Raw genomic sequence first — 17448 nt, 5'->3', positions numbered from 1 at the left:
GCATTGGGAGCTCCTTTTTATTGCCTAATCTTGGATAGAGCAAACACACAAGCCCATGAAAGAGAGGCAGTTTCTTCTCATTAAAAGGACCCAGTTTAGGCAGATTTACGTAAAGCACACATTCCATTTAACCAATCAATCTCTATGAAAAAGTTATCTATTACCATGATGATGACCCTACTCAGTGTACTTGCATCACTACCCGCTCTGGCAGGGAGAGCTGTACCGTCAACCACACAGACCGACTCCGCCACTACTGCGCCCAGACGTCCCGGCTTTCAGGTCGGGATGTACCAGTCCATTCGTTCCCAGATACTGAATGTGCTGGTAGAAAAAGACCTCGGGTGCCGGGTACGCGTAAGGCTGCTCAACAAAGGAGGTGAGGTACTCTACGAAGAATTATTAACCAAACGGCAGCAAAAATACTGGCTGAAGCTGAACTTTGCCGATGTGCCGGATGGTACGTACACCGTAGTAGTTACCAACGAAAGCGAGCAAATTACCAAACTGGTTAAGCTGTCCTCCCAGGTACTTTACCAAATGCCCTCCCGGGCCCTACTGGTCATGAACTAAGTATCGGTAGATACAAGCAGCCGGAAGGTATTTACTACTTCCGGCTGCTGAGTTACCTGGAAGGAGAGCTCCCTTGCTCCCACAGCGTCCGGTCGAGTTGGTAGACATAGCAGGCATCTTCGCCGAAAACCCGTTCCTCCACATACCGGAAGCCCAGTCGTTCGTAGAAACGGTGGGCTCTATGGTTCGAAGACAGCGGATCCAGCAGGATGGCTTCTACCTGCGGATCACCAAAGCAGATCTTACTAGCCAGCTCCATCATCCGTGTGCCGTAGCCTCTGCCCAGGTTCTGCTCTTCGCCAATCCAGATATCAATGGCGCGCAGGTGCGGAGGTACTTCTCCCCAGTAGTGGGAGTCTTCCTGAGCCGGGTCAATGATCTGGATAAATCCGATGGGGCGTCCGTCAAGCTCCGCGATCAGTTGCTGACGCCAGGGCGGTTGCCGGTACAGCTCTTCTTCCCAGTTCCAGTCATCATGTGGGTCGGAGGCTACTGTATGCGGCTGCTCGTCCCAGTGCCTTAGGAGTGGTAGGTCAGCCGGCGTGGCGGGGCGTAGTACTATGTTATCAGGAGAGGACGCCATAGTTGATGTATAACAGGGTATTTCTTCTTTATTGATTTAAGTCAATGACATCGTAGGCTTTATCCGGCATTTTTACTGACGATAAGAAAGTCAGAACGTACCAGCCCACCCATACCTAATGAAAACACAGACACTGGCCAGACTAATAGGTAGCATCTTTATCATCATGTTTTTCCTTGGCGTTTTTGCCGAAGCAGTAGTACGCGGTCAGCTAATCAACCTGGAGGATCCCCGGCTGACCTTTACTACTGTTCAGGAGTCTCCCGGATTATTTTTACTGGGTATCATTGCCTGGATCATCATTGCGTTGTTAGATGCTGTCCTGGCGGTTGCGTTTTATGTAATGTTTCAGTCGCTTCATAGCCCGCTGGCCTTCCTGATGACAAGCCTGCGGCTGGTGTATGTGGCAATAAAAGGAGTAGCAGTAGCCGGACTGCTAGTTGCCTCGGATATTTATTCTTCGGCGGTGGGTGCCGAGCCTGGTCAGACCGGCATGTACGCTACTCAGGCCATGTTGTTTCTGAAAATGCACCACTTCGGGTTTGGGGTGGGACTTATTTTCTTTGGGTTCCACCTAGTACTTTTGGCTATGCTTATGCGAAAAACGAATGGTGTTCCGCAATGGCTGGTCAGGTTGATGCTGGTAGCCGGTATTGGGTACAGTATGAATAGCCTGGTCAGTTTTCTCCCAGCCGATTTTGATCAGCTACATGTACTTATCATTGCCGTTTTCATTATTCCCATGACCTTTGCCGAGTTGTCATTCGGACTTTGGCTGTGGCTCCGGCACCGGAGTAGTGTGTTGCTTCCGGGGAGTAGTGTCTGATTGTTTTTGGGAGATCTTCCTCCTGATTCGGCTCAACGTTTCCGGTTTTATACCCAGGTAGCTCGCCAGGTGGTACTGGGGAACACGCTGTAGTAACTCTGGCCTTTGCTCTGTTAGCCGCAGGTATCGTTGCTCAGAGGTAAGGGTCAGCAGGGCAGAACTTAGTCGCTGGTACTTTCCAAATTCCTGACTGATAAACAACGCCGACATCTTCTCGAGTTTAGGATTTTTAGCGTAGGCCTCTTCAATCTGATCCAGCCGTCCAATGACCAGAGTAGTGTCTTCTTCACAAATCCAGTTAAAAGTACTGGGCTCCTGCCTGGCGGCGCTGTCAAAGGCAACCAGGGCCTCTCCCTCGGAATAGAAGTCGGTTGTTTTCTCCTCTCCATCTACCAGTTCATATTGCCGGACAAGGCCCTGAACATTGAAGTAACATTCCCTCGAAATCTGCCCCTGCCTCAGTACATGGGTGCCTTTCCTAAAAGTCCTGTAAGGTAGCTCTTTTACAATCGCCTGCTTTTCCTCTACCGTAAGGGGTACATACTTGGCTATGTAATCCAGAATCTTCTGTTCCATCTCTTCACGTGCTGGGTGTCATCAAGATAGTGGGGATGTCAGGTATAAGTACCTGAAGGCACTCTTCCTACTTACCAGCCACCGGTGGCTGGGCCGAAGCGAAATCGTCACTCAGGCGCTGGAACCACAGGTTCTGCACCCGGCCGTTGTTCATCCTGAGTCCAATGATCCGGTCGGAGCTGTCCCGCACCAGGTCTATGTTCTGCACAAACCACCAGGGCGCCTGCAGTCGGTTGCGGTGAAGTACTCTCAGAGGTACTTCACCGTGCTGCACGTGAATGAGTTTGAGTGTCTCGCCTTCCCGGGCGATGGTATAGACGGTCTCCAGCTCGGGGCTGTAGTACTTACCTACGTACTGCTCCTGCCTTATCTCTTCCTTAACCGGCTGCACCCGTGTACCCGGATGGTTGCCGTTTTGCCGGAGGGTGATGCGGTTCACGGGGCCCGCCTTCGGACGGTGAAAAACAACGGAAGCCTCGACAACTTTCAGGAAAAAAGTAGAGTCCGACGATGGAAACATCTCTACCTCGCTCTGGCCGGTGGCCTGGGTAAAGTAGCGGTCGCCTTCCCTACGGAATTTAATGACAAACCCAGGCGCCTCGGCTAGCTCGTAGGAGCCGGCGTAGGTGCGGAACAGGGTAGAATCGAACTTATAGTTGCCATTGGCTACGGGTGCCTCCACCTTTTTCTCTTCCTTTAGGTAAGGAGCCAGGTACAGGTTCGCCAGCTCCAGACCTTTGCGGTCGGGGCTGAACTCAGCCTGGTTGCTGAGGATAATAAACCCGTAGTCTTCTTTGGGGAAGTAGGCCAGAAACGAGCGGAAGCCGGCATCAGCTCCGTTGTGTCCGTAGAAAGAGAGTCCCCTGTACTGGTTGTGGAACAGTCCCAGCGCGTAGCTAAGGGTATCCCCTTTGGTAATTCGTCCCTTTTCCAGCATCTGCGTCATGGTAGCGGGAGTACCTACCTTTGGTGATCGGAAATTGTCGATCCAGCGGGCCAGATCGCTGACTGTTGTAAACAGACTGGTAGCACCTACGTTGGCATAGTTCAGCGGACTCTTGCTGAACGTACCTACCCCCGGGGTGATGTGGAAGGAGTAGGCCCGTCCCCTGACCAGCCGCTCGTTGTTATCGTAGAACAAGGTACTGTTCATACCCAGGGGTTTGAATACATTCTGCTGCATCCAGTCCGGGAAGGTCTGCTTGCTGATGCGGCTGACGATTTCGGCCAGCAGGGTATAGCCGGTATTGCAGTAGGTAAAGGTAGAGCCCGGCTCAAAGTTCAGCTCCTTCTGGCGCTTAATGAGGTTAAAAATGTGGTCCTTGGTGATAACATCATCCAACCGCCGTCCCGACATAGCCAGCAGGTTCCACTGGTCGCGCAGGCCGCTGGTGTGGTTGAGCAGGTGCCGGATGGTAATCGTCTTCCCGAAATCAGGTACCTCGGGCAGGTACTTGCGGATGTCATCGTTCAGCGATAGCTTGCCCTGCTCCGCCAGCAGCACAATGGCGTAAGCCGTAAACTGCTTGGACACGGAAGCTACGTGAAAAACCGTTTCGGGTGAATTGGGTGCCCCCGTTTCCAGGTCTGCCTCGCCAAATCCTTTCGCATAAATGAGCTTCCCCTGGTGCACTACCCCAATGGCGGCTCCCGGTTTACCGGGCTTGTTCCATTCCGCAAAGAGTGAATCTATCCTGGCGGCCGACGGGGACGACTGGGCCAGTACTAGCTGAATACCAGATACCAGCATGGTAATCAGCAGGAGGGGGTAGACCAATGGTTTCATAGGATTGGCTGGATGGATTTGGTACGTAGTGAGCAGTTGACCGCGGAATAGCAGCGGCTTATTCTGCACAAGATAAGACTGTGCGGCAATACTAGCTAGCTGAAAAGGGCAGACGGTTGGAGAAGTGGGTGAGTGGTTCGTCTATTTTTAGCCGTACAATGGATCAGGGCTGCCAGTATAAAAGTACGGCCGCCGGATACCCAGGTCTGGTCACAATCAGTAAAAGCGTAGGGCCGTATTCATCAGGCACACTACAGGAGTCACCTCTAGCCCGCCGGTAAAGGACCTGGGGAAATAGGAACCCTCGATCCCACCCGGGTTGACGTGCAGTGAGAGAGCCTCAATGGCAACGTTGCCTCCATCCCGCCCGGGGAGTTGATAGGACTCACTGATGGGCATAAGGTATATCAAAATACCTGGTTCATGCCAGGAGCTGTCATTTCAGCCGGTGCCCTGGATGAGAGTGTAGAGTGGTAAAGTACTTTCTTATAATCACGATAAACCCACAGAGCAAGCACCCACAGACTTACCACCATAAACAGACCCGTCCAGAGGGGCGGGGTGTCCAGTCGGGTACTCGTACCGATCAGAGTAGTACCGATGGCAATTACACCTGCCATTACGGCAAAGCCCTTACTTTGGTAAAACCAGGCATAAGGGAAGAAATGAGCGCCCGTAATAATGGCTAGGGCCATGGGCATGTACAGGGGATTCTGGCCCAGCATGATAAATATAAACGGGAAGTAGAAAAGCTGAGCCAGGTTGAGCCATAGTCCCAGATCGTTGAGGGGGTTATCAGGGATCTTCCAGCTGGTACCAAATACCTTGGAGAACAGGAAAGCCAGAGGCAGCATGGGCATGCTGGCATAGAAAGTAAAGTAGGCCCTGCTTACCGTGCTGTACGGGAGGTACCAGATCACGGTAATGATCAGCCAGCAGATACTGGCTGCAACCAGAAAATTAACTCCATTCTTGTTGAGGAGGATAATTTCCTCCCGCTGCTGCTCAAACGATTTCATCGGTACGTATCAGAAAGTAGTATACTTGGGTGACTGGCATCTGCTGCTACTCTCCGGGGGGAAGGCAGTACCAATTGCAGTACAAGTATAAATACTGTAGATGATTGTACCTAATCGAAAAACTCGGGTAGAATGTGTAAAAGCTGAATAGTCAGATAGTCACCGTCGGCAGGTACTAAAACACTTCCTGTTTGGTCAGGCTCGGTTTAGGGAGTACCGTGGTACTTTCCCCTCCTTCCGGCAGGGGAGCCGTGAATGTCTCCATGTTCTGGAGGTATATGGCTATTCTGGCTATGAATTCGGCCCGCTGTACTGTATCTGTCTGGTAAAGAGGAGCGTCAGGGCTGGTCGGGACCCCAGGTACATCAATCAGTTCGTATAGCGATCGGAGAGAAGTGATACCCAGTACGGCCCTGGCCCAGTAGTATACACATACGTATTTCTTCTCGGGTAGTTCAAGCCCATGGTACGTCAGCATCTCCCTGAGATTGGTTTTATGAACTACCATATTATACGCCAGTACGTCGTCCACCTTATCAAAGTAGGCCTGTACCTGTGGCCACACCCCGGTTATCAGTGGGTTGGAGTAGGCCGAACCAGTCAGGGATTGGGAATAGTTAAAACAAGCGGTGTCAGAGATTTTTCCATCCTGCACATAAGCCAGCCCTATTTCGCTGGAATGGACTACGATGACCAGGAAACGTTTATTATTGGTAGAATAATGGTTCATACGCTGATCTGGATAAAGTTGAGTTAACTACCTCCTTATACTAACCTGTACATGCTTCCCTGCACTACTGACTCCTACTTCCACTAGTCCATGCAGACAACTTTATGGCCACGCGATGTTGACTGGAGTGGGGTACTTTCAGGGACTCGTTAGGCGGGCCTCTATATCAATAATACTAGACAGGATTGGAAGTAAGGATATAAACTTATCCAACGGTAAGAGTATCTCCTGAAAGGCAAAGCTACCGTCTGATAGTATTTCTTTGCAGCATAGACAAGTTGAGGATATACTTGTGAAGATTCAAATTACAACCTCAATAGGTGTAGCAATACGGGGTTGTAAGAGGGTGGATATTTCGAAACGGCCTGCATAACTTATTGCAGGCCGTTTTTATTTGTAGCCTTCAATAAGAGTACCTTCAGAAGCACCGCAGTCACCCCATTCCATTCTGAAATACCCGGTGATGTTTTAGGTGTAGCACTATTCAAATATGGGGGATAATTTAATTATATACAGGTTACTTGCACAACTGGATATAAAATAAGTGAGCAATGGATCAATAATTTTTAGCTCTTTACTTTATACACGCTATTTATTTTCAGTATTTATTGTGATTTTTCTCTAACCACTATGACAGAAGCTAGATAGGTGACGGCCCCACTATAAAATACCGTATTTACGGTATTGATTGTATCTTTTCAAGTTGTATAACTTTGATGCGTTAGGTTTACATATATCCATTCCATACCTAGTAAAAGTTCGTGTAAAGCAGTGTTTCCTAGGAAGTACATGTTCACACACTATGCACACATCACTTTATATTCTCTGTTAAGGACAACCTTTAACAGAACATGCCACCTGATAAGTAGTTGACTAACTGCTTCACATCAGGTGGCATTTGTGCTTTTGGTGCCGCACCGGTACTATAAAGCTCAACCCTAACTGGTTGTAGCTTTATCTAGCACTTTTATTTTGTATCTGCTTGCTCACTTCCGTATGTACATAGAGGGTATTCCTACTCCTGAGCAGATAGGGTAATCACTACATTGCCAATCTTTTGGCCCGTCTCTACGTACCGGTAGGCTTCTACGATTTGTTCCAGCGGGTACGTTCGGTCAATTACGGGCTTATACTTTTTCTGCTCGATCAGCTCTTTGAAAAACTTTACGTCATCCTGATTGATGGAGGGAATAGGAAAGAGTACTTTCTTTCCCCCTAGTAAAGGAGTGGTAAGCGCCAGAAGAATATTTTCGGAATTGCGGCCCAATTCAGTGGAAAGGTAGATCCCGTTTTCAGTAAGGAGTTGTTTGCATTGGTCAAATGAACTCTTGCCTACCGCATCGAATACCACGTCAAAGGTTTGATCAAGAGCCGTAAAATCAGTTGTGGTATAGTCTATCACTTCATCGGCTCCCAGCGATCGCACCAGTTCCATATAGGGAGTACTACATACCGCTGTGACCTCCGCGCCCAGGTACTTGATCAGTTGTACGGCGGCTGAGCCTATGCCGCCCGTTGCGCCGTTTACCAGTACCCTCTGCCCTTTTTTTATGCGAGCGGCTCGAATGTTAGATAAAGCATAGTGTGCCCCTTCGGTAATCGGGGCGGCCTCCTGGTAAGATAGCCCGGCTGGCAGGGTAGTTATGGCTCCATTCTCCCGCATCGTCATATACTCGGCATGGGCTCCAAAGCGGGTATCGTTATAACCAAATACTTTATCCCCGATCCTGAGGGAGGTAACCTCCGGCCCAACGGCTTCCACTTCTCCGGCAAACTCATTGCCCAATGTTTTGAATCTGGGTTTGAGAGGTCCGCTGAACAAGCGGGTCAGGAGGTTGTCGGCATTTCGGATGGCGCTATCGGTGCGGTTGACGGTGGTGGCATGTACCCTGATCAGTACTTCTCTGATTTTGGGAGTAGGTGTGTCAACCTCCTGAAGACTGACCACTTCCGGAGGGCCGTATTGTGTGTATATAGCTGCTTTCATTGGGTAATGTTGGTGGGTTAGAGGGGGTTTGCATCGGGTTAAAAAGTAGTCTTCAAATGTAAAGGAAATATATTTTTTTTACTGCTTGTTGTCAAGTGAGTATCCACCTGTACAGACAAATTTCATTTGTGATATAAATTGTGGTATATGCTGGTAACTTATTGGAATTCATGCTACATTAGTGTCAGCATCTGAGGGGCAATAGCATCCCTGGTATGCGATATGGAGTATATTTATTATTAATAAATATACTGCTCCTACGAAACTGTTCTTCATGAAGGTGGCTTGCTTTACACTGCCTTTACAACCGTTTTAAGTCTACTCCCCCTGAGGCTCTTCGTAATCAATACATCCTGTTATTGATATACCTTATTTTGCTTCCACCGCTTTTAAAAATTATGTCTGATCTACGACAAGGGTTGTACTGATGATAGAAACTTAGTACAGCCTGGGTACTACCTGGTGCCCCAATTAATAGTTCCGAAACTGAAACCACTGTCTGGTGGCACTACGCCACAAAAGGACCAGGCACTGCTTCAAAAGCGGAATCTGCTAAAGATCGCCTTCTGTACGAACATGTGTCTTTCCACTGCAATCTGCCCTTCATTGAGGGGGGACCGCCGACATTATTTTTTAGAAATTCATCACCGGCTGTTTCCGTCTTCTATCCGCATCCCGACTAATAAGCCGGAGTGTTTGTCATCCCATTCCGTAGGTTTGGCCATGATCAAAGCTCTGTCTATTTCATTATATTCTACACCTAAACCGAAAGGAGGCCAACATGAGTATCGAGAACTATTCTCTCACCGTAGGAGGAACCCAGGTTCCCCTGAAAAAAGTAGAAGATGTACGGCTTGTCACGCCAGCAAGGGACGAGCATCCTGCCACCGTGGCATCCCGTCTGGGCAGATCAACCCGCTTAGCCATTGATCCCACTTACCCTCCGGAACTGCTCATTGTCAGAGGAGAAAAGCAGAAGCTGCAGGAGATGAAATCATACCCGGATATCCGAAACACGCGGGCCGCTTTTCAGGATCCGGAAGGAAACGTGTTCGTACTGACTAATGATATTCTGATCAGTTTTAAGGAAGGGGCATCTGAGCAGGAGCGGGAGAAAGTGCTGGAAAAGGTGGATGGTGTAGTTATTGAAAAGGGCCCTGACTACTGGAAGTTTCGGGTCAATGATCCGGAGGAGGATGCTCCTCTACTACTTGCCAATGAACTGGCCGCCGAGGATATTGTAGAATACGCCGAACCCAACTCCGTGCAGGCGCCCACTTTTCATTTTCCGCAGGATGCGCCCCGCTTCATAAGTCAATGGCATCTTCGCAATACCGGGCAGGGTGGGGGTACTGCCGGGGCGGATGTGAACGCTCTGGGAGCCTGGGCTATTACTACCGGTAGTCCCACTATCCGGGTGGTTGTACATGATACAGGAGTTGATATCAATCATCCTGATCTGGTTGCTAACATTGATCCGGGTCGGGACTTTGATAACAATGATAATGACGCGACTAACAATGGCGATGCCCACGGTACCGCCTGTGCCGGTGTTATAGCAGCAGCGGAGAATGGTCTTGGGGTAGTAGGTATTGCGCCTAATTGCCGGATAGTACCCCTACGGGCTGCGGGAGCTCATACCTGGGATACCTGGGCACAGACCTTTGATTGGGCTGCTCAGCGAGGGCAGATCATCTCCTGCTCCTGGAGTATCACGCCCAATAACACGCTGACGGCGGCCATTCGCCGGGCCGTTAATAACGGCGTTACCGTGTTCTGCGCAACGGGGAACGGTGGTACCAATACGGTATCCTATCCGGCCAGTCTACCCGAAACCATCGGAGTAGGGGCCAGTACAAACCGGGATGTACGTTCAGGATACAGCCAGTATGGAAACGGACTTGATTTTGTGGCACCCAGTAGTGGAGGTACTTTACGTATAGAAACTACCGATGTACGCGGGGCCTTTGGGTATAATACCAACCCCAACGGAGACTACTGCCAGGCCGCAGATGCCAGTGGCTTTGGGGGAACTTCATCAGCTACGCCACTGGCCGCCGGGGTAGCGGCCCTGATGCTGAGCGTAGATCCGGGGTTAAGACCGGAAGGAATCCGGTACCTCCTGCAGGGATCTGCTACCAAAGTCGCATCTGCTGCCGCTGCTTATGATGTACACGGCCGGAGCAACCAGTATGGCTATGGTCGGATTAATGCGGCCCTGGCGGTACAGCGGGCCCGACCCCTACAACTGGTCATGGCTAACTTCGGCTACAATGCCGGGGGTTGGCGGGTAGACCAGCACCCACGGATCATGGCCGACGTGACCGGCGATGGTCGTGATGATATTGTGGGCTTCGGTAACGCTGGGGTTTGGGTATCACGCAACAATGGTAATGGTACCTTCCAGGCTCCGCAGATGGTGGTGGCTAACTTTGGATACAGTGCCGGGGGCTGGCGGGTCGATCAGCATCCACGCTTCATGGCTGACGTAACCGGTGATGGCCGGGCTGATATTTTGGGCTTCGGTAATGCCGGAGTATGGGTATCGCGTAACAACGGGAACGGCACCTTTCAGGCACCACAGATGGTGATGGACAACTTTGGCTATAATGCCGGGGGCTGGCGGGTTGACATGCACCCCCGCTTTATGGTAGATGTGACGGGCGATGGGCGCTCCGACATTGTAGGCTTTGGTACCGCCGGTGTATGGGTGTCGCGCAACAACGGCAATGGTACCTTCCAGGCTCCGCAACTGGTGGTAGCCAACTTTGGCTACGGACAGGGTTGGCGGGTGGATCAGCACCCACGACTTCTGGCAGATACAACCGGTGATGGTCGTCCGGATATTGTAGGCTTTGGCAACGCTGGCGTATTTGTGTCGCGTAACAATGGAGATGGTACCTTCCAGGCTCCGCAACTGGTCATGGCTAACTTCGGCTACAGCGCTGGTAGTTGGCGGGTCGACCAGCATCCTCGCTTCATGACGGATGTTACCGGAGACGGCCGGGCCGACATTGTGGGCTTTGGTAATGCCGGGGTATGGGTATCACGAAACAACGGCGATGGTACTTTTCAGGCTCCTCAAATGGTAGTACCTAATTTTGGCTACCATGCCGGTGGCTGGCGGGTCGATCAGCATCCTCGTTTTATGGCTGACATGTCAGGGAATGGTCGGGCTGATATCGTGGGTTTTGGTACAGCGGGTACTTGGGTTTCGTTCAATAACGGCGATGGTACCTTCAAGGCTCCGCAGATGGTGGTGGCTAACTACGGCTATGCTCAGGGTTGGCGGGTCGATCAGCATCCCCGCTTCCTGGCTAAGCTTACTGGCGATAAACGTGCTGACATCATAGGCTTCGGCAACGCCGGAGCGTGGTTTAGAAACGGTCTCCACAACCTACTTCCTACCTTGTTGATACCTATTGAGGTAGTGAGGGATACCCAGGATCTGAAACCAGTATAACCTCTGGGTTGACTGGGACGTCAAGTAAGTTCAGCGTCTTTTACTAAACACAAAGAGCCGGAGGTATTCCCCGGCTCTTTGTGTTTAGTAACTACTGATAAGCTTTCTAAGCAGTTAGCATTGCTAGGTAAATATTCACCCTCATTAATTTGGCGTATAGGGGGCGATGGTAAAGCTGTGCTTCCCTTTTTGGGACAAGGAAATATTAGATAGCAGAATACGCTGTACCGGGCGGTTGTCCCATTTTGTTTTGAAACTCCGGTATTCCATACCATCGGTAGAAGGATAATCAGTGGACACTTTCCATTCTTTAGGATCATAACGAAGAACGAATGTCTGCCTGCCGGGGGTAGTTAGCTTCACGAGCCCGGGTTTGGTCGTGTCTACGTCCGCAATAGTCATGAATACTTCCTGTAAAGAGGACGGCTTTTGCTGCATCGTAAACTCATCCGTTACCTCCACCTGATTTTTAGCTCTGTTCAAGGTCACCTTACGATTCCAGTTGGTAAGCCCGGCTGCGGGTGGGTAGGCCGGTGCTATATTCATAGTCAGGGAAGCGTCTTTATCTGAGATACGGCTACTTACATTTTGGGCTTCAAAATTACGACCCGCTAGTTGGCCCAAGCCATTGATGATAGGTAGGTTATGGTACTGTGACTGGGTAAACCACAACTCATACCGCTGGTTCGAAAAAGTGCGGGCGGTGTAGTTCCCCCGGCCTGCGTCAATGATGACGGGTTCGCCATTGGCATAAAGCATAAAGTCTCCCACATCATTATGGTTATGGCTTTCGGCATTATGGCCTCCGTGGGTAGCCAGAAAGAGGCCGTTGCTGGACCGGGCCGTTAGAACCTGTATGTCCGAAAGCCAGGCGTCCTCTACTTTTTTATAGGAAGATTTTGTCGGGCCTATATGCTGGGCCGTCAGCAGATTCTTGATAAAACGGAAGCGGTGGAACCGGCTCGGTGCCAGGGACGACTGAGCATATTTACCCAATGCCCACTGTCCCATTTCCACCATACGCTCATCATTGAGCGCTTTTCCAAACCGGTACAGGAGAAGTCCGTCCGGCATGAGTTTGGGGTCGGCATCGGCAAAATTGACAAAATAATGCTCGTCAATATGTACTTTGTAGAAGTAGCCCCCCATGTTTTGGATGAGTGGCTCATCATATAGATTCACTGTACGATTGGTAGCGTCACTGAGTAGCTCCAGGCAGTCGTATACACTGGCTCCGGCGGCGGTCCAGTAACTAGGACCTTCGTCACAACCTCCATCATCCCCCAGGCTGTTCAGGTAGCGGTCCAGATCTGTCATTGACTTGTGGATCATGGCTGCCCGGCGATCCTCATCCTTTTCCAGCATCAGGGTGGCTGAAATCCAGTTGGACATGATCCACGGGTTCCAGTTGTTAACGGGGCGGGTAGGGCTATTCCAGCCGTAGGTATCCCCTTTGGTCAGCATGGGTGTAAATAATCGCCTGTTGGTTTCAAAGTAGATGCGCTTGCGTACCAGCGGATTTATCTTATCTAGCTGATCCCCCACAAAGTAGTCGGCCAGCCCCAGAACGGCGGCTGTTTCGGCCGCAAACAAGTCTACCACCGGGTTTTCAACATCAGGCAACCCCGTATTACCTATATGGGCAGGTACTCCCCAGAAACTTTCTTCGCAGATGGACCATACTCCATTCAGAATGGCTTCTGTGAAGCGACCTTTCCCTTCCACGCTTTCGGCCAGCATCAGGTCTACCATGGCGTTCCGCTTGCCAAAGGAGATGCCACTGTGCCGCTCGCGGTCACCTGAGCGTACAAAGTCCAGGGCGGTGGAGGCTGTGATGGGTTCAAAGGTATAAGTGAGCTGTTCTTGACCGGCCTTTACAATCCGTGTCAGAACTGAATCCGGTACGGCGGCTTTCCATTCCTGAGGGGTAGTTGGGTAGGGCTTGTACTGCTCACGCGGGACCAATGCTTGTTTTACCTGTTCCTGTGAATACTTCTTCGCCAGGATGTTTCGGGGGGTAACCTGCGCGTGCAGGGTCGAAACGCATAGGGTCATTACTATTATCAATATCTTTTTCATTGCTGTACCTTATTTTTTGCCCCATTGAGCCAGGGGGAGATCAAGGGTCTTTTTGGTAGCTGAGGCTTTCTCGGGTAGGAGTAGTACCTGTAAAGTCTGGGAAGTACCTGCCGGTACCTCGTACTCGAAGCCTACGAGTTGCGTGCCGTCGTTAGGGGCGTCGTAGTCGGTGGTGGGAGCCGTACTCCACGTCTGTATCTGTACCGAAGCCGGAGTAGTCACCCGGAGAGTAAGTTTTTTGCCGTTATGGGTGAGCAGGGCGGTATTATCCTGATTGATGGTTACCTCCGCGGGTGTGAGCATTACCCACCTGACTTTGGCTGGTTTGTCGGCCGCCTTTACTTCATCCCGTACCACTACGTAGGCATCCCCTACGATTCCGATTCCCCGTTGGGCACCGGCAAGCTGGCCTTCGTATACTCCGGACAAATCCGAAACAGCATACTTCAATGCGCCGCTCGTTCCGGACGCGTTGATTCGGGCCTTGCCTTTTACCAACTGGTGCTGATCATTGACGGTAAGGGTATTATGGATCAGATTGTTGTAGCGCTTAATTTGCCAGCGTTGAGCCGTCTGCTCTCCACCCCAGATGTTCAGCCCTTTTGACTCGAGCGAATTGTAATTCTGCATGCCCAGGTCCTGCGCCCACCGTACTCCATCCGATTCCATCACAAAAGAGCCCACATCCATGTGGCCATGACTGGCCGAGGGGGTACCCGTTTTGAATCCGACATAGATAGTACCCGGGTCGGTCCAGGAGCTGCGCATCATGGTTACCGGATTCTTGCCCTGTCCTGTCCATAAGGTAGAGGCCGGCGGAGTGACTTTGCTGAGAGGATTAGAAACACCCCAGATCATCACCGCCGGGAGCAGGCGATCTTTGGTAAAAGCGGAGTAGTCAGACTGCTGTAAGTACCCTTTCTCCACCCAAAGCAGAGAGGGGTCCTGGCTTTTCTGCGCAAACCAGAACATGGCCGGATGAAGACTTCCTTTGCCCGAACTGGCATCGCTGTAATTGAAGGATAGACCCGAGGGACCGGTCATGTACTCCATGTACCGGGCCGTTTTCATGAAGCCCGGCTCCTGCGACAGGCCAAAGTCCGTACCGAAGGCCTTCTCCATGGCACTGATGAATAGTACGTTGAACGAAGTGCCATAGCCCCAGTAGCTGTATCCTTCGAGGTAGGCGCCATCGGGGGCATAGTCTTTCATGGGTAGTTTGATGGTTGTCAGCGCCCGCTGGATGAGTTGCTTCGATAGCTCCGGATTATCCTCATACAAGGCCAGCGCGCCAAAGCTGATTCCCGCATTGCATACCTGGTTCCAGTTGTTAGATACCCGGAGAAATGCATTATACTGATCATCAAGGGAAGTCATCAGCCCTTTTTCGGTAATAGCCTGAGCAATGGTTTTTCGGGACTGCGGAGAGAGCACCGGGTACAGCCAGTCGTAGCCTATGGCCATGGCCATGGTCATCTCGGCTACGTCGAGGTAGTGGGTGGGGTTCCAGTCGGTGAAGCCCGCAATGGCCAGCATTTCCTTTTCCCCGCGCTGCGCGTACCTGCTATCCTGCGTCATCCGCCACGCATAGGATAGATGAAACAGCCGGCGCAGGGCCTCTCGTGATTTGTCCAGCAGCCTTCGGCCGATCTGGATACGCTCGATAGGAGGTAGTTGAACGATCTGGTCCGACTCCGAAAGAATGGCCCCATGCATTTTCTGCCAGGTTGGATCAGCGGCTATGGCTTTCTGGATCTGCTTTTCTTCCCCGGCCAGCAGGAGCAAGCGGGGGTGGTCGGGCGGAGCGGGCAGGTTCTGGGCTACTCCGGAATGCAGTCCTGTAGCCAGGGAGAGCACCAGAGTGGACAAAAGGATGGTCAGGAATTTCATAGGATTTAGGAATTGAGTGGTCAATAAAGTAAAAAGCAATCCAGTAGACTATTATAAGGTCTACCGGATTGCTTTTTAAGAATGATCAGTAAAATAGGTTACTCCCAGCCGGGATTCTGCTTAATGGCTGGGTTCTGGGCCAGGGTGTTCAGCGGAATGGGCCACAGGTAGTGCTTTTTTTCGTCAAAAACCGGAATAGCGAAGTCGGTGCCCTGGTATACGTCTATGTAGGTTTTGCCCGAGACAGGATCTACCTTGGATTTTACGATGGCTTTGGGATACCGGGCAATGGCGGCATCATTCCACCGCATTCCCATCGTCTGAATAGTCAATTTTTTGCCCTGCTTCCAGCGCATGAGGTCCTGGTACCGGTGTCCTTCCATAAACAGTTCAATGCGGCGCTCCCTGCGGATTTCCTGAATCAGGGGCGAAACACCGTCAGCTGTGTAGCGAGGATCTACCGGTACTTTGCCTATCTCCAGATGCGGCATACCCACCCGGTCACGCAGCTTATTAATGGTCAGGTCCAGGTCGGTTTGGGTGATGGTACCCAGTTCGGCATTGGCCTCGGCATTAATGAGCAGTACTTCAGCAAAACGCATAATAATGGCGGGGGATTCGCCCGTATCGAAGGCCTTACCGATCAGATCGGCCGCATTGTAATGCTTGATAATGTGGTAGCCCGTTGTGGTAGTGAAGCCGCCCGCCATGCCGTTGAGTCGGGGATAGGGAAGTCCATCGCCCATGTGGTAGTTATACAGCTTCGTATCTTCGGGATGAAGCACGGTTTGGCGCAGGCGTGGGTCCCGGTTAACAAAAACATCCTCGATTTTGTCGTCCCCTTTGTAGAGTGGTGATAGCGAGATAGGTAGCCCGTCGGTACAGAGGTAATCCTCCACAAGGCTCTTGGTGGCCCCCCCCGTGTAGCTGAAATACGACTGGATGTGATTGGTATATACACCGACCTTGTATTTGCGCCAGTACATTACTTCGGGGTTACCCGTCAGATCAAATACGCGGTGATAGGCATTGTAATCAAGTTGGGGATTTCCGGTCGAGTAGAGGCGAAAAGGTCCTTTGTCCATGATTTCTTTGGAGGCTTTTGCCGCTTCCTCCAGCCACATATTGGCGTCGCTGCCACCGTGGTACTTGCGGAAAGTACCCTCAAATAGACAGATCCGGGCCTTTGCCAGGAGAGCCACCCAGCGGGTTACCCGGCCAGGGGCGCCGCCATCACCCCAGCTGTTGGGGAGCTTCTGGGTGGCGAAGTCCAGGTCTTCCAGCACTTTTTTCATGGCCTCCTCACGAGGAGTTCGTGCGGCGAAAAGCTCTTCCGAATTGATATCCAGTGGCCGCTCTACCCAGGGTACATCTCCGTACTTGGCTACCTTATCGGCATAAAACCAGCCACGGAACAGGCGCGCCTCGCCGATGTACTTGTCCTTGACCGCCTGTGATACATTAGCGCGGTTGTAGTTTTCCAGGCCTACGTTGATTGCCCGGACAAAGTTCCAGCCCCGGTAGCCAAACCAGTCGGGGTTGGCGGGTACGGTGTACTTGCCACTCCTGATCTGTTGAAAGAAGGTATGGCGGGGTTCAATGGGAGCCAGATTATCCGAAAGCTCATCCTGATTCCATATGCTTCCAAAATGGCTGTCGAAGCCGTTGTTATGGCCTTGCAGAATGGGAACGTTCGGTTCCACCCGTATCAGATCATAGAGGCTGTTATTATATACGGCGAGGTCATTCTCCGTATTCCAGAAGGTTTCGTTCGTGATCCGGTCCAAGGGGTACCTTTCCAGGAAGTCGTCGTTGCAGGCACTGACCGCCACCGCCGTAAGGCAGCCTAACCCAAGTTTAAGAAATATCTTTTTCATAGTGAATTGTTTAGATGTTGTATTGTGGATGTGTTGATTCAAGTTGCTCACCGGGAGCA

At 51.2% G+C, this 17448-nt stretch carries 13 protein-coding genes; 3 read left to right on the top strand and 10 right to left on the bottom strand.

Features of this window, described 5'->3' with window-relative positions; translation table 11 throughout:
* The first annotated feature begins 144 nt into the window (after window positions 1-144).
* Window positions 145-573 carry a PH domain-containing protein gene (locus JTN23_RS14520; protein WP_247235577.1) on the top strand — a complete coding sequence of 143 codons (429 nt, stop codon included), beginning with the start codon at window positions 145-147 and terminating at the stop codon, window positions 571-573.
* A 52-nt stretch (window positions 574-625) separates the two neighbouring features.
* On the opposite strand, the gene JTN23_RS14515 is transcribed toward JTN23_RS14520, so the two are convergent.
* Entirely contained in the window at window positions 626-1156 is a 531-nt protein-coding gene (locus tag JTN23_RS14515; RefSeq protein ID WP_247235576.1) for a GNAT family N-acetyltransferase, read from the bottom strand.
* Window positions 1157-1274: 118 nt separating this feature from the next.
* On the opposite strand from JTN23_RS14515, the gene JTN23_RS14510 reads away from it, so the two are divergent.
* Window positions 1275-1982 (top strand): DUF4386 domain-containing protein, encoded by a 708-nt coding sequence (locus JTN23_RS14510; protein WP_247235575.1) that lies wholly within the window; start codon window positions 1275-1277, stop codon window positions 1980-1982.
* Here JTN23_RS14510 and JTN23_RS14505 read toward each other — a convergent pair.
* From JTN23_RS14505 to JTN23_RS14480, 6 genes are all read right to left on the bottom strand, one after another.
* On the bottom strand, window positions 1917-2558 hold the full coding sequence (locus JTN23_RS14505) for a Crp/Fnr family transcriptional regulator (protein ID WP_247235574.1): 642 nt from the start codon (window positions 2556-2558) through the stop codon (window positions 1917-1919). The two genes, JTN23_RS14510 and JTN23_RS14505, sit on opposite strands and share 66 nt — an antisense overlap.
* A gap of 67 nt (window positions 2559-2625) precedes the next feature.
* On the bottom strand, window positions 2626-4344 hold the full coding sequence (locus tag JTN23_RS14500; protein WP_247235573.1) for a serine hydrolase domain-containing protein: 1719 nt from the start codon (window positions 4342-4344) through the stop codon (window positions 2626-2628).
* 216 nt (window positions 4345-4560) lie between these two features.
* The gene (locus JTN23_RS14495) at window positions 4561-4743 is read right to left on the bottom strand and encodes a hypothetical protein (RefSeq protein WP_247235572.1); all 183 of its coding nucleotides are present in this window, start codon (window positions 4741-4743) and stop codon (window positions 4561-4563) included.
* Window positions 4744-4751: 8 nt separating this feature from the next.
* Window positions 4752-5363, bottom strand: coding sequence for a DUF7010 family protein (locus JTN23_RS14490; protein ID WP_247235571.1), 612 nt, complete (start codon window positions 5361-5363; stop codon window positions 4752-4754).
* Window positions 5364-5538: 175 nt separating this feature from the next.
* Window positions 5539-6093 carry a hypothetical protein gene (locus JTN23_RS14485; RefSeq protein ID WP_247235570.1) on the bottom strand — a complete coding sequence of 185 codons (555 nt, stop codon included), beginning with the start codon at window positions 6091-6093 and terminating at the stop codon, window positions 5539-5541.
* Between the two features lie 1015 nt (window positions 6094-7108).
* Window positions 7109-8080, bottom strand: coding sequence for an NAD(P)-dependent alcohol dehydrogenase (locus tag JTN23_RS14480; protein WP_247235569.1), 972 nt, complete (start codon window positions 8078-8080; stop codon window positions 7109-7111).
* 781 nt (window positions 8081-8861) lie between these two features.
* Here JTN23_RS14480 and JTN23_RS14475 point away from each other — a divergent pair.
* Window positions 8862-11543 (top strand): S8 family serine peptidase, encoded by a 2682-nt coding sequence (locus JTN23_RS14475; protein WP_247235568.1) that lies wholly within the window; start codon window positions 8862-8864, stop codon window positions 11541-11543.
* A 144-nt stretch (window positions 11544-11687) separates the two neighbouring features.
* Here the strand turns inward: JTN23_RS14475 and JTN23_RS14470 are convergent, their stop codons facing one another.
* The 3 genes from JTN23_RS14470 to JTN23_RS14460 form a co-directional block, all read right to left on the bottom strand.
* A complete protein-coding gene (locus JTN23_RS14470; protein WP_247235567.1) occupies window positions 11688-13622 on the bottom strand; it encodes a heparinase II/III domain-containing protein in 1935 nt (644 codons plus the stop codon).
* A gap of 9 nt (window positions 13623-13631) precedes the next feature.
* Window positions 13632-15512: a heparinase II/III domain-containing protein gene (locus JTN23_RS14465; RefSeq protein ID WP_247235566.1), complete on the bottom strand. Its 1881-nt coding sequence runs from the start codon at window positions 15510-15512 to the stop codon at window positions 13632-13634.
* Between the two features lie 98 nt (window positions 15513-15610).
* Window positions 15611-17389 carry a RagB/SusD family nutrient uptake outer membrane protein gene (locus tag JTN23_RS14460; RefSeq protein ID WP_247235565.1) on the bottom strand — a complete coding sequence of 593 codons (1779 nt, stop codon included), beginning with the start codon at window positions 17387-17389 and terminating at the stop codon, window positions 15611-15613.
* Window positions 17390-17448: the final 59 nt, after the last annotated feature.

Origin of the sequence: Telluribacter roseus (genome assembly GCF_017355915.2) — a bacterium.
Lineage (GTDB): Bacteria > Bacteroidota > Bacteroidia > Cytophagales > Spirosomataceae > Telluribacter.
This window is presented reverse-complemented; position numbering and strand designations above follow the sequence as displayed.

Coding starts and splice junctions, on each gene's coding strand:
- JTN23_RS14520 (WP_247235577.1), top strand. CDS start 145: ATGAAAAAGTTATCTATTACCATGATGATGACCCTACTCAGTGTACTT.
- JTN23_RS14470 (WP_247235567.1), bottom strand. CDS start 13,622: ATGAAAAAGATATTGATAATAGTAATGACCCTATGCGTTTCGACCCTG.
- JTN23_RS14475 (WP_247235568.1), top strand. CDS start 8,862: ATGAGTATCGAGAACTATTCTCTCACCGTAGGAGGAACCCAGGTTCCC.
- JTN23_RS14510 (WP_247235575.1), top strand. CDS start 1,275: ATGAAAACACAGACACTGGCCAGACTAATAGGTAGCATCTTTATCATC.
- JTN23_RS14515 (WP_247235576.1), bottom strand. CDS start 1,156: ATGGCGTCCTCTCCTGATAACATAGTACTACGCCCCGCCACGCCGGCT.
- JTN23_RS14495 (WP_247235572.1), bottom strand. CDS start 4,743: ATGCCCATCAGTGAGTCCTATCAACTCCCCGGGCGGGATGGAGGCAAC.
- JTN23_RS14490 (WP_247235571.1), bottom strand. CDS start 5,363: ATGAAATCGTTTGAGCAGCAGCGGGAGGAAATTATCCTCCTCAACAAG.
- JTN23_RS14505 (WP_247235574.1), bottom strand. CDS start 2,558: ATGGAACAGAAGATTCTGGATTACATAGCCAAGTATGTACCCCTTACG.
- JTN23_RS14500 (WP_247235573.1), bottom strand. CDS start 4,344: ATGAAACCATTGGTCTACCCCCTCCTGCTGATTACCATGCTGGTATCT.
- JTN23_RS14460 (WP_247235565.1), bottom strand. CDS start 17,389: ATGAAAAAGATATTTCTTAAACTTGGGTTAGGCTGCCTTACGGCGGTG.
- JTN23_RS14480 (WP_247235569.1), bottom strand. CDS start 8,080: ATGAAAGCAGCTATATACACACAATACGGCCCTCCGGAAGTGGTCAGT.
- JTN23_RS14465 (WP_247235566.1), bottom strand. CDS start 15,512: ATGAAATTCCTGACCATCCTTTTGTCCACTCTGGTGCTCTCCCTGGCT.
- JTN23_RS14485 (WP_247235570.1), bottom strand. CDS start 6,093: ATGAACCATTATTCTACCAATAATAAACGTTTCCTGGTCATCGTAGTC.